Source organism: Marinomonas communis, from assembly GCF_004363305.1.
Taxonomy (GTDB): domain Bacteria; phylum Pseudomonadota; class Gammaproteobacteria; order Pseudomonadales; family Marinomonadaceae; genus Marinomonas; species Marinomonas communis.
Map to the genome: position 1 here is coordinate 158,410 of NZ_SNZA01000003.1, position 15,727 is coordinate 174,136.

Annotated in this window: 14 protein-coding genes; 12 read left to right on the forward strand and 2 right to left on the reverse strand. The window is 40.3% G+C overall.

Going from position 1 to position 15,727, the window contains the following annotated elements; translation table 11 throughout:
- The first annotated feature begins 3 nt into the window (after window positions 1-3).
- The 3 genes from C8D85_RS09795 to C8D85_RS09805 are packed head-to-tail and all read left to right on the forward strand — an operon-like array spanning window position 4 to window position 4,965.
- A complete protein-coding gene (locus C8D85_RS09795) occupies window positions 4-1,176 on the forward strand; it encodes an ABC transporter ATP-binding protein (RefSeq protein ID WP_211342172.1) in 1,173 nt (390 codons plus the stop codon).
- Window positions 1,158-4,067 (forward strand): glycosyltransferase, encoded by a 2,910-nt coding sequence (locus tag C8D85_RS09800; RefSeq protein WP_133562174.1) that lies wholly within the window; start codon window positions 1,158-1,160, stop codon window positions 4,065-4,067. The genes C8D85_RS09795 and C8D85_RS09800 overlap by 19 nt, the downstream gene beginning before the upstream one ends.
- A 10-nt stretch (window positions 4,068-4,077) precedes the next feature.
- Window positions 4,078-4,965, forward strand: a complete 888-nt coding sequence (locus C8D85_RS09805) for a glycosyltransferase family 2 protein (RefSeq protein ID WP_133562176.1) — start codon at window positions 4,078-4,080, stop codon at window positions 4,963-4,965.
- Here the strand turns inward: C8D85_RS09805 and C8D85_RS09810 are convergent.
- On the reverse strand, window positions 4,962-5,813 hold the full coding sequence (locus C8D85_RS09810; protein ID WP_133562178.1) for a glycosyltransferase family 2 protein: 852 nt from the start codon (window positions 5,811-5,813) through the stop codon (window positions 4,962-4,964). The genes C8D85_RS09805 and C8D85_RS09810 overlap by 4 nt on opposite strands.
- A gap of 157 nt (window positions 5,814-5,970) precedes the next feature.
- Here C8D85_RS09810 and C8D85_RS09815 point away from each other — a divergent pair, with 157 nt between their 5' ends.
- Complete coding sequence (locus tag C8D85_RS09815; protein WP_133562180.1) at window positions 5,971-6,891, forward strand: glycosyltransferase family 2 protein; 921 nt, start codon at window positions 5,971-5,973, stop codon at window positions 6,889-6,891.
- Window positions 6,892-6,952: 61 nt separating this feature from the next.
- Here the strand turns inward: C8D85_RS09815 and C8D85_RS09820 are convergent, their stop codons facing one another.
- Entirely contained in the window at window positions 6,953-8,356 is a 1,404-nt protein-coding gene (locus C8D85_RS09820; protein WP_133562182.1) for an undecaprenyl-phosphate glucose phosphotransferase, read from the reverse strand.
- A 144-nt stretch (window positions 8,357-8,500) separates the two neighbouring features.
- Between C8D85_RS09820 and C8D85_RS09825 the strand changes: the two genes are divergently transcribed.
- From C8D85_RS09825 to C8D85_RS09860, 8 genes are all read left to right on the forward strand, one after another.
- Window positions 8,501-9,784 (forward strand): O-antigen ligase family protein, encoded by a 1,284-nt coding sequence (locus C8D85_RS09825; RefSeq protein WP_133562184.1) that lies wholly within the window; start codon window positions 8,501-8,503, stop codon window positions 9,782-9,784.
- Between the two features lie 120 nt (window positions 9,785-9,904).
- Window positions 9,905-10,720 (forward strand): OmpA family protein, encoded by an 816-nt coding sequence (locus C8D85_RS09830; RefSeq protein WP_162847567.1) that lies wholly within the window; start codon window positions 9,905-9,907, stop codon window positions 10,718-10,720.
- A gap of 217 nt (window positions 10,721-10,937) precedes the next feature.
- Window positions 10,938-11,948, forward strand: a complete 1,011-nt coding sequence (locus tag C8D85_RS09835) for a peptidoglycan-binding domain-containing protein (RefSeq protein WP_133562188.1) — start codon at window positions 10,938-10,940, stop codon at window positions 11,946-11,948.
- A gap of 317 nt (window positions 11,949-12,265) precedes the next feature.
- Window positions 12,266-12,487 (forward strand): Flp family type IVb pilin, encoded by a 222-nt coding sequence (locus C8D85_RS09840; RefSeq protein WP_133562190.1) that lies wholly within the window; start codon window positions 12,266-12,268, stop codon window positions 12,485-12,487.
- A gap of 12 nt (window positions 12,488-12,499) precedes the next feature.
- Window positions 12,500-12,952, forward strand: coding sequence for a prepilin peptidase (locus C8D85_RS09845; protein WP_133562192.1), 453 nt, complete (start codon window positions 12,500-12,502; stop codon window positions 12,950-12,952).
- Between the two features lie 20 nt (window positions 12,953-12,972).
- Window positions 12,973-13,845: a Flp pilus assembly protein CpaB gene (cpaB, locus tag C8D85_RS09850; protein ID WP_133562194.1), complete on the forward strand. Its 873-nt coding sequence runs from the start codon at window positions 12,973-12,975 to the stop codon at window positions 13,843-13,845.
- 14 nt (window positions 13,846-13,859) lie between these two features.
- Window positions 13,860-15,191: a type II and III secretion system protein family protein gene (locus C8D85_RS09855; RefSeq protein WP_133562196.1), complete on the forward strand. Its 1,332-nt coding sequence runs from the start codon at window positions 13,860-13,862 to the stop codon at window positions 15,189-15,191.
- A complete protein-coding gene (locus C8D85_RS09860) occupies window positions 15,188-15,715 on the forward strand; it encodes a hypothetical protein (protein ID WP_133562198.1) in 528 nt (175 codons plus the stop codon). The genes C8D85_RS09855 and C8D85_RS09860 overlap by 4 nt, the downstream gene beginning before the upstream one ends.
- Window positions 15,716-15,727: the final 12 nt, after the last annotated feature.

Consider the following 15,727-nt stretch of genomic DNA (forward strand, 5'->3'; position numbering starts at 1 on the left):
AACTTGAGTAAAACCTATCAGCTCTACTCAAGACCTGTTGATCGGCTATATCAAATGCTGGGCTCAAAAAAGAAGAAGCGTTATGAGGAGTTTTCAGCTTTAGATAATATTTCGTTTCAACTCTCTAAAGGGGATTGTGTTGGGGTTTTAGGGCACAATGGTGCAGGCAAATCGACTTTATTGCAGATTATTACCGGGACACTTACACCTAGTTCTGGAGTGGTCAAGGTAAGAGGTAGGGTAGCTGCATTATTAGAGCTTGGAGCTGGTTTTAACCCTGAGTTTACAGGCAAAGAAAATGTTTATATGAATGCTGCTATTCTTGGCCTTAGTACAGAGGAGATAGACAGCAAGTACGATCGAATTATTGAGTTTGCAGAAATAGGCGACTTTATTGATAGGCCTGTTAAGTCTTATTCATCTGGTATGTATGTGCGATTAGCATTTTCTGTGGCGATCCATACTGATCCCGAAATACTGATCATTGATGAGGCACTTGCGGTCGGAGATATTCGTTTTCAGATTAAATGTATCAAGTATATGGAGTCTCTAAAAAGCAAAGGAGTTACGATACTGTTCGTTACACATGCCCCGGAGCAAGTTCAGCGCTTTTGTAATAAGGCGCTCTGGCTAGATAAAGGGCATCTAAAATCCTTTGATCGCGCTTCTTCTGTTTGTGATAGTTATAGGGACTTTATGTCTAGAAGTACTACTCCAACCCCAGAAGTAGTATCTGAAATGGTGCAAGAAAGTAATGTTTCTAATGTAACTCCAGCAAAACCTGCTAGGATTCTGTCCACCTCATTAAATGAAAATAAATTTTCACCACTTGATAGCTTAATTTTAGAGATTGAATATGAGGTATTTGATATCTCTGTGCCCTCTCTTCTTGTAGGTGCTGCTATTATCTCTTCAAGTGGTGAGTTCCTATTTGGACCAAACACTTATCTAGAACATATTGAAATTCCAACTACAAGAGGAATTCACAAGGTTTTATATAAACTTCCAAAGTTGACTTTGTTGCCTGGGGAATTCTGGTTTGACGTTGGTGTTTTTTCTGATAAGGGACTAGTAACGATAGATTACCTTCCAAGAGTTCAAGGCTTTAAAGTTGAGTCTGAATATAAAAGTGAAGGTGTGTTCTATATTGAGCATGAATGGGAAGTAAAGTCTTGAATATATACAACCAGATTTTTGACCAGTTTCAAAGATACAGTACAGTTAAAAGCGTCATTGACGGCTTATCGGGTAATGAGAGTTTAACGGTTTTAGAGGTTGGTGCAAATGCACATTTTAATTTAGCTGAATATCTTCCGAATGCTAATATAACCTTTTCTGATATTAATGAGCCTGTTGAAAAAGGACATTATAGTTTCGTCCAAGCGGATGCTTCAAACTTACCTTTTGACGATGATGAGTTTGACTTCGTCATCTGTTTAGATGTTTTAGAGCATATTCCAGAGCATCTTCGAGCCGAAGTCATTTCAGAATGTACAAGGGTCGCTCAAAAAGCTTTTATAATGTGTTGCCCAATAGATAATGATGGATTTACTAACAAGGCTGAGAGGCGAGTAAGTCAGATCTTTAAAAAGTTTCATGGAGTTGAACATCCTTGGTTAAGAGAGCATTTTGAAGAGGGGATCCCTTCAGTAGAGTCTATTAATGATACTTTGCGCTCTCTTTCTAAACCGTATCAGCATTTTAAGGCGGGGCAGCTAGATTGGTGGGAGTGTATGATGAATATTCATATGCTAGAGACCGCTGATGAAAGATTTAGGTCCGTGTGTGAATCAGTTTACAATCATTACAATAGATACCTTAACAATGTTGACTTCAGTGAGGCTTGTTATAGAGGGTTTTGGGTGGTTGGAGAAAGTATTAAGAACTTAAAGCTTGAGCACCCTAAGCCAAGTCAAAATGATAAATCATGTATGTTGCTTTTAAATGAACTTACTCACCAGCTTATTTCTCTCACAGAAGAAAATAGGCATCTAGGTGCGGTGAGTAATGAGAAAGATTTTAATATGAAAGAGTTGGTTGAAAGTAATCAGTTCTTTAGAAGGCATAATGATGCTCTTTTAGAAAAGATTAACTCATTAGAAGCTCAACTGGAAGAAACTAAAAGAAAGTATGATGATATATTGAACTCTAATTCATGGCTTGTAATGGCTCCAATTAGATTATTTAATAGCTTTTTAAAATGTTCACTTCGTCGTTTAAAAAATGCATTCAATAAGAAAGCCCGTATACTGGATTTGTGTTGTAAATCGTACGGCGTTTACAAGGATCGTGGTGTAAAAGGTCTCATTAAAAAAATTTATCACTTTATTTTGAATAAAAATGAACGACAAGAACAAAATATTGAGGCAGGGTGTTACCAGAACTGGCTGATTTCTAGGAATGAAGTTGAACTTAAAGATGAAGAGATGGTTGTTTCGTCCATCTCAGGACGTCCAGCACCGCTGATTTCGATATTATTGCCTACATACAACTCCGATATCAAGTTCTTAAGACAATGTATTGACTCTGTTATTAATCAGTCTTATGAGAATTGGGAGTTATGTATAGCTGATGATGCTTCAACTAATGCTGGTGTAAGAGATGTTATTTCTAGTTATGCTGAGAAAGATAATAGAATCAAGTATGTCTTTAGAGAAGAAAATGGGCATATTTCTAATTCTTCAAATAGTGCGATTAAATTAGCGTCTGGTGAATGGGTAGCGCTACTGGACCATGATGATTTGTTACATCCTCATGCTCTTTCATATGTTGTTAAAGAAATTATTCACAACCCTTCTGTTCAGTTTATCTACACAGATGAAGATAAAATCGATGTAAATGGATTGCGATTAGACCCGCATTTCAAATCGGATTGGAACTTAGATTTACTATATAGCCAAAATTACGTTTCACATCTTGGTGTATATAAAACTGATCTTGTTAAGAAAATTGGTGGTTTTAGAGAAGGCTATGAAGGCAGTCAAGACTATGATTTGCTTTTAAGATACTCAAGAGAGATTGACGATAAGAATGTTGTTCATATTCCGAAAGTCTTATATCACTGGAGAGCTATTGATGGTTCAACAGCATTATCCTCTGGTGAGAAGTCATACACGACGCAATCTGGTATAAAGTCTCTAAAAGATCATTTTGATAACCTAGATATGGATGTTGTTGTTGAAAAAGGTAAACTCGACAATACGTATCGTGTTATCTATCCTTTGATAGATGAAACTGGGAAAAAACCTCTGGTTTCTCTAATTATTCCTACTTATAACGGTAAAGATATAACTAAGCAAGCAATAGAATCTATTTTAGAATTAACGGATTATGAGAATTATGAAATTATTTTAGTAGATAATAATTCTGATGATCCCCAATCATTAGAATACTTCTCGTCTCTTGAGAAGCATGAGAAGATTACGGTTCTAAGATATCCTCACCCTTTTAACTACTCCGCAATTAATAATTTTGCTGTAAAATATGCTAAAGGTGAAATTATTGGCTTAATTAATAATGATATAGAAGTTATTAACTCTGGTTGGTTAGGTGAAATGGTGTCACATGCTATACGCAAAGAGATTGGTTGTGTCGGTGCTATGCTCTACTATGCAAACGATACAATCCAGCATGCTGGTGTTATTTTAGGAATTGGTGGCGTAGCCGGCCACTCTCATAAATACTTTCCAAAGGGGAGTAATGGTTATTTTAGTCGCTTAAAGCTAGTTCAAAACCTTTCAGCTGTTACTGCTGCTTGTCTTGTCGTGCGAAAAGAGATTTACTCAGAGGTTGCTGGTCTTAACGAAAAAGATCTTACGGTAGCATTTAATGATGTTGATTTTTGCCTGAAGGTTGGTGAGGCCGGTTATAGAAATCTTTGGACTCCATACGCTGAGCTTTATCATCATGAATCAATATCTCGTGGTACAGAAGATAACCCTGAAAAGGTTAAAAGGTTTAATAAAGAAGTGAAGTATATGAAAGATACTTGGGGAGAAGTCTTAAAAAAAGATAAGTTTTATAATGAGAATCTTTCAAAGGTTCATGAAAACTTCTCTTTAATTTAGGTTGTTTTTTATGCCTGTTTCAGTGGTAGTGGTTACTTACAATCCCGATTTGAAAATTCTCTCATCGCTTATTATTGATAATATCAGCCAATTTAATAAAGTTGTTGTTGTTGATAATTCAAGTAGAAATATTGAGTTGATCAAATCAATATTTAGTGGCTTCAATAATATTGATATAATCTCTCTCGATGAGAATGTAGGTATCGCTGCCGCTCAGAATATAGGCATAAAGTCTCTAGTTAATCTACCTGATGACGAGATTATCGTTTTCTTTGACCAAGACTCCTCTATAGATTTTGGGTATTTAGATAGGTTGGAAGCAGAGTATTCCCTTTTAGAAGGTGATTATTCAGGGCCTATTGTGTTAGGGCCTACTTTCTTTCACAGATACGATCACTTTGAGTATCCTTCGATCAAGTTCACTAGGTTTGGATTTAGAAAGAAAATATATTCGGGGAGGGGGGAGTGTGCAGTGGAGGTTGATTGCCTTATTTCATCAGGAATGTCCTTAAGAAAGCGAGTTCTAGAGCTAGCTGGTTTAATGGATGAGCTGCTATTTATAGATTACGTTGATACGGAGTGGTGTCTGCGAGCAATTAGCAAAGGGATAAAAATTTTTGTTACCCCTAATCTGATGATGTCTCATGAGATCGGTAGTGGTCATTTGAAGTTAAAAGGCTTCAATATCCCTGTTCACCCCCCTTCAAGAAGGTATTACCGTATAAGAAACTCACTACTAATCTTAAAATATCCATACGTTCCAAAGCTATTTTGTGTCAGAGAATTTTTTGTTTCGTCAATTCATCAGTTCTTATTTTTCATAAAGCTAAGAGATATTGAGTACCTCAAGACGTATTTTCAGTCAGTCAAAGATGCAATGAAGAAGCGGCGAAATTAATCTAGCCGCTTTTTATTTAATGTGCATTGTATATATAGTAGACATTTTAGTTTTGAAAAACTGTAAATATTTATATTTGGATCTATAGCGCTAGCTTGCTTCCATCCATAGTAAAAAGATTTCAATGATTGCCGGAGTCGTAGAATTCTTGTAAGACATGTAAGTATGTTGATTTTTTTTGCACCTACTGAGTTGCTGTGGTGCTGTCTATATAGTACTAAAGGTATGTTTATGTAAGCTATTTCGCCTTTATTTTGAAGTACTTTTGCTGCAACCCACCAGTCATGCATTATTGAGAGTTTATGGATCGGCATAGATACTTCTTTAGCCTTTTTATTTAGCATCATGGTACAGCCTGTAACTGAGCTTTTGGCTAAGATTTGCTCTAAAGTATTGAGATTGGTAGGTATCTTCTGAAACTCACTCATAGATTCAGCGATTACTTTCAGATTGTGATCTACTATTTTTAGGTCTGAATGTACTATTATCGGCCTACTCTTCTGTTTTTTCTCTACTTCTAGCATTTTAAGTAGTGTTAATTCAACTTTGTTAGGTAGCCAAACATCATCTTGATCACAGAACATTAGGTAGTCTGATTTAGAAAAATGCATCAAATGAGAAAAATTCTCTTTTGGACATCTGAAAGAAGTGTTATCATCTATCAAATAAAATTTTTCGGGATATCTAGATGCATAGTCTCGAAGTATATGACTTGTGTTGTCCGTTGAATTATCGTCGTGAATGATTGCTTGCCAGTTTTGGTAAGTTTGCTCAAGCAGAGAGTTAAGCTGCTCTGCAAGATACTTTTCCCCATTGTGTGTGGCGATTAAGATATCAATTTTGTTCAAAACAGTCCCTTGATGCTACAGGTGCATCATATATCGTTTGTATCCTCTTCTTAGTGTGCCTTATTTTCTATATCATTAAAAATTATATTGAGCCTATTTTTTGAATAGTTTTCTATTTGAAATATAGTATTAATAGCATTTTCTTATAGGGGCTTTTATGATGTCAATTACAGTGATTCTTCCGACTCATAATGGTGGTGAAATCTGGCAGAAATCTGCCAAGAGGCTAGCTTTTCAAAAGCCTCCGATTACCTCAGTAAAGATTGTTGATTCATCATCTAAAGATAACACTAGAGAAGTTGCAGAATCCTTTGGCTTTGATATTACCGTTATCGATCAAAAAGAATTTGATCATGGCGGTACAAGATCAAAGGCTCTAGATAGTGTACGCAGTGATGTGGTCGTTTTTCTTACTCAAGATGCTTTGTTGTGCTCTAATGACTCTATATCAAAACTAGTGAATGTGTTTCAAGCGTATCCGGATGTGGTGTGTGCTTATGGGAGACAGTTGCCACATGCTGATGCTAATCCTTTAGCACAGCATGCACGCTTTAATAGCTACAAGGATAAGAGCTATGTCACAAGTCTAACCGATGAATTTCCCGCAGGCTTTAGAAAGGCTTTCTTGTCTAATTCTTTCGCTGCATATCGAGTCGACTTTCTAAAATCCATAGGTGCTTTTCCTAAACATCTGATTTTGGGGGAGGACTCGTATGTTGCGGCGAAAGCATTATTGAGTGGTAAACAAGTGGCTTATGTTGCTGATGCTCAGGTTTATCATTCGCATAACTATTCAGCGTCAGAAGAGTTTAAGCGCTACTTTGATATAGGGGTGTTTCATTCAAGCCAGCCATGGATGATCGAACAACTAGGTAGGGTTGAGGGTGAAGGGGTTAAGTTCGCCTTAGATCAGCTTAAGTTCATACTGAAACAAGGTAAGATTACTTGGCTACCAAGGTCTGTTGTTGCGTCCGCTGCAAAGTATTTAGGTTATAAACTCGGTAAACGTCATAAGAAAATTGGTCTAAAGTGGTCGCGTCGTTTATCTATGTATAAAAGCTACTGGAACCGAGTTTGATCGCTTAGTGCCAATTGATATTAGCTAAAAATTCAGACGGCTCGCTACGGCCGCTTATGATCTACTTAGCATTTTTGTGAATAAACCCTTTAAACATAGTTAGTGCTATGATTTTCAGGTCAAACCAGACTGACCAATTTTCGATATAGTATAAATCACATTCGATACGCTTTTTTAAATCTGTATCGCCGCGCCAGCCGTTAATTTGTGCCCAGCCACTGATGCCGGCTTTGACCATGTGCTTTTGCATATAGCCTGGTATCTCATGTTTAAACTGCTCAACAAATACTGTTCTTTCAGGCCTTGGACCAATGATAGACATATCTCCTTTGAGTACGTTGATGAACTGAGGGAGCTCATCCAGGCTGGTTTTTCGAATAAGCCTTCCGATAGGCGTAACACTCATTGCGGCAGCGCCTCCCCATTGGATGCCATCTTTTTCACTGTCAGTTGCCATAGAACGAAATTTGAGCATTTTGAAGGATTTACCATTCCAGCTTACGCGTTCTTGACGATAAAAAATCGGGCCTGGTGAGGTGAGTTTAACAGCCAATGCTATGGTGATCATGATCGGGCTGATAAGCGTTAAAATAACACTGGACAAGATGATGTCTTCAAGGCGTTTGGCTATTCGGTTTTTTCGATCTAGCATCGGTGAGGATGAAAGGCTAATGACAGGCATCCCGGCAATATCTGAAACTGAGTGGTTTATTAGGTGGAAGCCATAGATATCTGGCACCATACGAATGGTTACCAATGAAGTGCTTAGCTCGTTTTGTACCTTTGCCATAGTCTCTGCTTCACTCATTGGTAGTGCGATCCAGACTTGATTGATAGAGTGTTGCTCAATAATTGACTTAAGCTGGGTAATGTTGCCAAGAGTTTTGATTGCCCCGTGGTCACTCTTTTGGTTACTTAAGAAACCAACGGGTAATAAACCACTGGTTGGCATATTCATTAAGCGCTCGGCAACTTGTTTGCCCAGTCGCCCATTGCCCACTATTAAAATACGCTCTACATGTGCTCCTCGTTTGATGCTTACCTTATAGTAACAGCGTAATAGAAGTCTGAAGCATGTAATAAAGAAAAAGGACAAGATAAACCACGAGGCAATCCATGTTCTAGGTAGGAGCGTGTAGGTATGGGTAAAGAAAGCAATAACAAGCAATGTGGCAAAGGTGATGGATATGCCAAATAAAGTATGTTTGAGCTCTACTGTTATAGAAGAGTTTTTCCAGTTTTGGTATGCGCCCAGCATCGTAAAAACAATTTCTAAAGTCAAAATTGACAATACAAAACTGACAAGGTAGGTGCTTTCTACAGGGAAGAGAGTCTCAGTATAGCGGCCATCAAAGCGCCATAAATAACTACTTAGACCTGCTAATGTGATAGCGCTTGCATCTAATAACTTTAAGGTAAATCCGACAGAGCTTCCGTATTCTTTAAGTGTTGATTTTGATGGCACGACCAATTTTCCAAATTAAGTTCAACTGTGCAGGATTGTAGCATAGAGTCTTGCAAGGGCTTATAGTTGTTATGTGATTTTTCAAGGTGCTAGGGTACACTACGTGGCCCAATATGTTTGATGTTAAGTTAGTAAGGATACACTTTGGATCGTTTGTTATTTCCTGTTGTTTGGTTCTTTAGCTCAATTACCTTGGCGTTTTCCTTAGTGCTGCATAATGGCTATTCTCTTGGCATTTTTGTGCTGTTTTTGCTGTCCCTAGTTTTTTATTTTCCCCTGAAGAGACTTAATCCCCCTTTTGAATTTATCAAATTAGATACCATGTTGTTTGCTGTGTTGCTGGTATATGGTTTGGCGATGATGTTTTTTGTCTATTTAGATGGTTGGCATACGCGTGAACTTGATCGTCCTTCTCGGTTTATATTTGCTTTACCTGTTCTGGCGCTATTGATGCGCTGTCGCCCCAATAACCTTAGTTGGCTGTTTTATGGTGTTGTTTCTGGAGCGATTGGTGCGTTTTGTCTAGGGCTTTATGAAAGATTAATTTTGGGGTATGGACGAGCACATGGTGCAGAGCACCCGATTATGTTTGGTGATACCAGCATGATGCTAGGGCTGATGAGTTGTGCAGCGGCTTTCTATTTTTACTCAAGAAAATCCTATATCTGGCTGGCAGTAAGTATTGTTGGTGTTTTGTGCGGTGTTGGTGGGTCTGTTTTATCTGCCTCTCGTGGTGGTTGGGTGGCTTTGCCGTTAATTGGCTTGTTTTTACTTTGGCAAAGTCGAGACTTGCTTGGAAAGAAAAATGTGGTTGTGGTTGCTCTCGCTGCGTTCGTTATTGTTTCTAGTGCTGTGGCTATTCCGCAGACTGGTATCCAAGGACGTGTTATGCAGGCGGTAGATGATGTTGTGCGTTATACCCAAGGTGACTTGAAGGAGTCCTCGTTAGGTTTGCGCTTTGATATGTGGAAAGGTGCGTTTTACCTGTTTCAAGATGCGCCTTTGCTAGGTGTAGGGGAGTATGGTGGTATGGTTATGAAGAAAGAGATGGCTGAGCAAGGCTTGATCAACCCTCAATCTGCCACACATTATCATGCCCACAATGAGTATTTAAATGCTCTAAGTCTGACCGGAATTATCGGTTTTCTAGCATTGATGGCTGTGTATTTGGTGCCATTACGTTTGTTTCTTCGAAAAATGCGTGAGTACAAAAATAATTGGAATGTGAAAGCTTATGCTATGGCGGGAGCACTTGTGCCTATGAGTTACATGGATTTTGCTCTGAGTCAGTCCATGTTTAGTCATAATATTGGTGTCATGATGTACGTTTTCCCGATAGTGTTTTTCTGGGCTGCTGTGCGCTGGGCGGAAAAGGAGTATGCCGAAGGTCTCGCACCCGAGACCCTTAAAGCTAATAAGTCTGATTAAAGGTCGCGTTTTGCTCCCGTAGTAGGTGAATTCCCCGCGAAGGTTTAGTAATCTTATTTGCTACTTTAAACACGTCGCAATGTGGCTTGGTTGTTTGGGCTGTTATGTATGAGGAAGGCAATGTTAAACAAGTTTAGTGCGTTATCTTGTGCCCTTTGGATGGGGCTGTCGCTTGTTTCTAACCATGCCATGAGTGCTGGTAATAAAGTTGCTTACGATGACGCGGTGATTTCGGCGAGTCAATTCGATCAGGAGTTACTGGCTCAAGAGGCGGCACAAGATATTGCGATGTTTATTCCTAATGTAAACCTTGGTGACTCTGAGAAAGACATCAACGCATTACTTGGTAGTCCTTACAGTGTAGAGCATATGGAGTTGGGAAGTAGCTTCTGGGATTATAACGTCAGTATCCCCACTTCTGCTGAAAGCTTCATGGGGTGTCAGTATCGTTTAGAGTTTGGCGCCGACGGGCTACTTAAGTCGGCTGATTGGCGTAAGAGTGTCTGTGATCTGATGTATAGACAATACATTGGTGGTGCGGCAAGTGATAATGAGCAGCGCTTGGAAGTCTTTTCTTTAATGAGTGATGTGCTATTTAGCTTTAATCGTTACCAGTTGAGTGCCAGCGGTCAAAAATCTTTGGATGCTTTTATTGATCAGTTGCTAGAGCGTTATGATAACCCTGTTGTGACAATTACCGGACATACCGATCGGATCGGCTCGAGAGAAGCCAATTTGAATATCTCTAAGCTTCGAGCTCGTGAAGTTGGCAGCCGCTTTCTGGCAAAGGGGTTAACAAAGCAAAACCTGTTGATTAAAGGTGTGGGGGATAGCAGTCCGATCGTTGTATGTGCTGATGAGCAGAGAGACACGGCGCTGATTAGCTGTTTAGCTCCGAATCGACGAGTAGAGATAGAGATCTACGAAGCACTTTGATTTATAGGCAATCAAAAGCAAATTGAATCTTGAGTTATTGGCTGGGGCTGGCGATAATATCGCCATTTTTCGGTGTCTTGACACAATATTTGCATTAATGGTTGTTGCCATTCGAGCAAGCAAACAAGGCAAAAAATAGACGAAATAAACAATAAATGCTTCGACATTCATAGTATGTGTTTGTCGTGGAGACTCAATAATAGTAGGAAACACGCCTGTGAGTACGAATAAAAACCGATTGTTACTAGGCTCCGTGCTAACGGCGCTCGCGCTACATTTGCCATATACGATGGCGGAAACGATACAAACAGAAGAGCCAATGAGTAGTGTGCCCGGTATGCCATCCGCTACGATGAGCTCTGCACCTCAGATGTCTGTGCCAAATGGCATGGAAATTAACCCTGGTGAGTGTTGGGTCTATGGTCAGATTCAACCGCGTAAGCGTGAAAAAACTGTGTCTGTAACGGTTAAAGACTCTCACACCACCATCAATGTTACCCCTGCTGAAATCAAGCGTGGTTATAAAAAAGTAGTGACTCGTGAAGGCACGGTGACGTATCGATTACAGCCAGCTACCTATAAGCGCGTTACTGAAAAAGTATTGGTGCGCGAAGAAACGACGCGATTTGTTAAAGTGCCGGCGGTATACGAGCAGCGTGATAAGCGTGTTGTGGTCGAAGAAGCTCGTACGGTGCTTGAGCAATGTCAATCGGCTGGCGGCGGTGTTGCCTTTTGTGCCAAAGAAATTCCAGCGAAAGAGCAAATCGTTAAAGTTCAGGTATTAGTTCAGCCTGAGCAAAGCAAAGTTGAAGTGATCCCAGCGAAATATGAAAACGTTACTAAGTGGGTGATCGATGAGCCTGCTCGTGTAGTGGAAGTTTCGTTAGCGCCTCGTATGGAAGATGTCGCGGTTGAGGAGGTTGTTCGTCCTGCCAGCGCCAGTCCGCAGGAAGTGCCTGCGCAAATGCGTGAGATTCAACTGAAATCATACGACGGTAAGCCGCGTATGGTGATGCGCCAGGCGGTGTGTAACGGTGATATCAATGACACTCTTATCGCAAGCTTACAGCAGCGCCTGTATGACAGTGGTTATGAGCCTGGCCCTGTGGATGGCAAGTTGGGGCAGAAAACATTAGACGCGATGGCGGAGTTCCAAACCGACAGTGGTCTTGCGGTTGGCTCGATTACCTTTGAAACATTAGATACTTTGGGAATTCATCGTAACTAATTGTTTTAAAAAGTATGTTATTAAAGCCAGCAAACTGCTGGCTTTTTTCATATATAGTTTTCGCCACAAAACATTACATTTTAGTGTTATATGTATCTTTTTGTAAGTGTTGCGCGTGTCTCTGCTGTAAAACTGTGATTGACCCAGCGTATTGAATTGTTATGATTTTCCCTCGAAATAACGCGATCAATGCTCTATTAGCTACTATGTCTCATGGTTTCTGATTTGGCACTGTTTTTGAATAAGTAATACTGTTCTAATGATGGCTCGCTAAAAGATGGATTTTGGCGATTATTAACTTCTCTTGGAGATCTCACATGTTTTTAAATCTTTACTGTAAAGCTAGTTCTTTCATCCGTAGCCGTGACGCGGTAACTGCCATTGAGTATGCGGTTGTTGCAGTGGCGATTGCTGGTATCGTAGCAGCTGTATTTGCATCTGATGGTACATTGAAAAGTGCGTTAGATACTGCAATGACGAATGTATCGAATGCAATTGGTAGTGCAACTTCGACGGCAACTGAAACACAAGAGCCATAATAACAGCTCCTAATGCACAACCTTGATATCTATTTCTTTATAGTGATATTGGCGCTGATTCTCCTTGCCAAGATGGCTTTTTCAGATATCAAGACCAGGCAAGTAAGACACAGAGATCTTTTGTGTCTTACTTTTCTTTTAATATGTCTTTGGCTAAAAAGCCCAAATATTTCGGTTTTGCCATATACCCTTATGATTCTTGGTGTTGGTTTTTTGCTCCATATATTGAGAGTCTTAGGAGCGGGTGATACCAAGCTGCTGTGTGTGATAAGTTTAGGGGTTAGCCCCCAGTATCTTTCATTGCTCTTATATGGCACAGTCTTTATTGGTGGTGCGTTTGCGGTGGCTTATTTGCTTTACGGCTACACTACTGATATCCAAAAAATAAGAGCTCGCGGTGTCCCATATGCGGTGCCCATTGCCATGGTTGGCGGGCCATTAATTTTGCTTACTTATATTAGTTAATTTAATTCGAAGGCATAGGAATGAAGTCCAGACTTTTGATGTACTTGTCGTTGATCATATTAGGCGTCGGCTTGATCGGCATATATTTGCTCAAGACGGCAGAGCCTGCTCCGAAAAATGACGTTCCTTTGCCAGTGGCCGAAGTTACCCCACCTCCAGAAGAAACCGTACAGGTTTGGAAATCGAAAGCTGATCTTAGCAAAGGTCAGTTTGTGTCCCGTGATAACTTCTACATTGAAGAAGTGCCTAAGTCTCAAGCTCTCCTATTGGGTGTTGATAAGGATATTCAGTTAGATTTTATGGATGGTATGGTCATTAAGAAAAACACCTCTGCCGATCAACCTATCTTTCCTGAATTGCTAGCCTTTCCTAATCAAGAAGGGTATTTCCGATTTGCCTTAGAAGAAGGCTTTATGCCTGTTCCAGTTGCCGTTCGTGCCAGCGCTGTGTTGGGTGATGTCATTCAAGCGGGGTCTATTGTTGATATTTTGGCACTTGCCTCACCGACAGAGAACTTAAATAACAGTTCAGTGGTGCGCGACCTCAGCAACGTTTCTTTGACCAGCGTTGTAAATGGGGTAAAGGTACTACAGGTATATAAAAAAGAAGTCGATAAGCCCAAAAATAACGGTTCAATGGTGTCTGCGATTTTACCCGCAGGGCAAGATATCAATATGGTAACAGTCATTATGCAGTTGACCAAACAGCAAGCAGCCAAAGTTGCTATGGCGCGAAATATATCGCAATTAGAGATATTGTTATCCTCTGAGAAAACGCGCCGCTCTTATATCAATATTGATTCAGGCGACTTACTGCCAGAAGCAAAGCCAGTACGTGAACTTAGACCTGGAAGTAATACATCTCAAAATCAAAATATGAGCTTTCTTCAATAAGGATAACGGTAACAATGATTAAGCAATGGTTTATCGCAGCGTTGCTCATAGTGCTATCGCCTATGTTGTGGGCGCAGGATGTTATGAACATCGGGGTGGGTGAGGCCCAAGCGTTGTCCTCTCAACAAAAGATCGGTTCTGTTTTTATTTCGGCTCCTAATGTGGCTGATTACCAAGTGGTCGACAAAAATAAAGTGATCGTCTTTGGACGCCAAACAGGTAAAGCAACGGTTATGCTGTTTTCGGAGGATGGCGCGACCTTACAAACACGTCAAATCATCGTTAGCAAAAGCATGGTCGACATACAGCGTCATATTGAAACGCTTTACCCTAATGCAGGCGTTAAGGTCTATAACTTAGGCGATAAGGTTGTTTTGACGGGAACGGTGGCAACAGAAAAGGAAAAAGATGGTATTCATCTAATGGTTGGGGAGCTACTGGGGAAGTCCGTTGAGAATCACGATATTCAATGGAATTTAGATGATGGACAAACCTTAACGATGGACTTTATGAGACGTCGTAGCTATGAGGGGATTGTCAATAACATCGAAGTGGCCACGACCAAGCAGGTTAATGTCAAAATCACCGTGGCGGAAGTGTCTCATTCATTAATGCAAAACTTTGGCGTTAATTTATATTCTGAAGGGCAGTCTTCCGGGGTATTTGTTAATCCTCTGCGTTCTATCACAACTGAAAATATTATTTCTGCTATTACCGCCATCAATGATGATGAGGTTGGCCAAATTCTTGCTGAGCCAAATCTATCCGTCATCTCTGGTGAGAGTGCCAGCTTCTTAGTGGGCGGGGAAATGCCGATTACCACGGTGGTGGATGATCAGGTGAATGTGACTTACAAAGAGTTTGGTGTTCGCCTTGAAATGCTTGCCAAGGTGCTGACAGACGACAATATTCGTTTATCACTGATGCCTGAAGTCAGTTCGGTTGATACCCAATACGGTAATAGCACTTATAATATTCCAGCATTTAAAACACGTCGCGCACGCACGACCGTTGAGCTAGCTGATGGTCAGAGCTTTGTTTTAGGAGGGTTGCTTAATAGCGAAGAAAGAGAATTATTGCGCAAAGTACCATTTATTGGTGATGTGCCGATTATTGGTTCACTCTTTCGCTATACAGAAACCGAACGCAATAAAACAGAGCTGATTATTGTAGCCACAGTGAACTTAGTGAAACCAATAGAAGGTAATGACGTCGCGTTACCTACCTTTCAGCGTACGACCAATGCGCAACGCTTCTTTGTTTTACCCAAACGACAGCAGGAAGAACGAACTCCGAATCGGGCGTTAAGCGAAGAGATCTTGTCCGCGGGAGGCTTTAAAAAATGAGAAATGCTAAATGGATCATTGCTTGCTTCACTCTGATTGCTCTGATTGGGTGTTCAAGTCGTAATACTGTAGTTGAAACCTCCTCTGTGAGCATTGAGCTGATACCCGTTACACAAACAATATCTTTGAATGCGGATGCTCAGCATTTAGCTCAATCTAAGTCAGTGCTGACAAAGTATCTTGATGAGTTCAAAGGGAACTTGTCATCGCATAATATGACCATCACTGTTTTTTCAACAGATGGAATGTTTTTACAGCGCTACGCTAACGATTACCTTGCACGCTTAGGCGTGCCTGAGCAACAGATCCAGCAGGAAGATCTATCACGCCAATACAATCCATTACAACGCTTTGATTTTAAAATTGCCTTAACAGAATACATTGTTCATACGGCGGACTGTAAACCCAGTCAAGTTGGACAATACTTCGAATCTGGTAACGGCTGCGCTGCAGAAAGCTCTCGATTGCGAAGTCTAGTATCACCCGAAACGATGCTGGGTAAGCATATGATTCCAACATATTAGTAACAGGTAGTG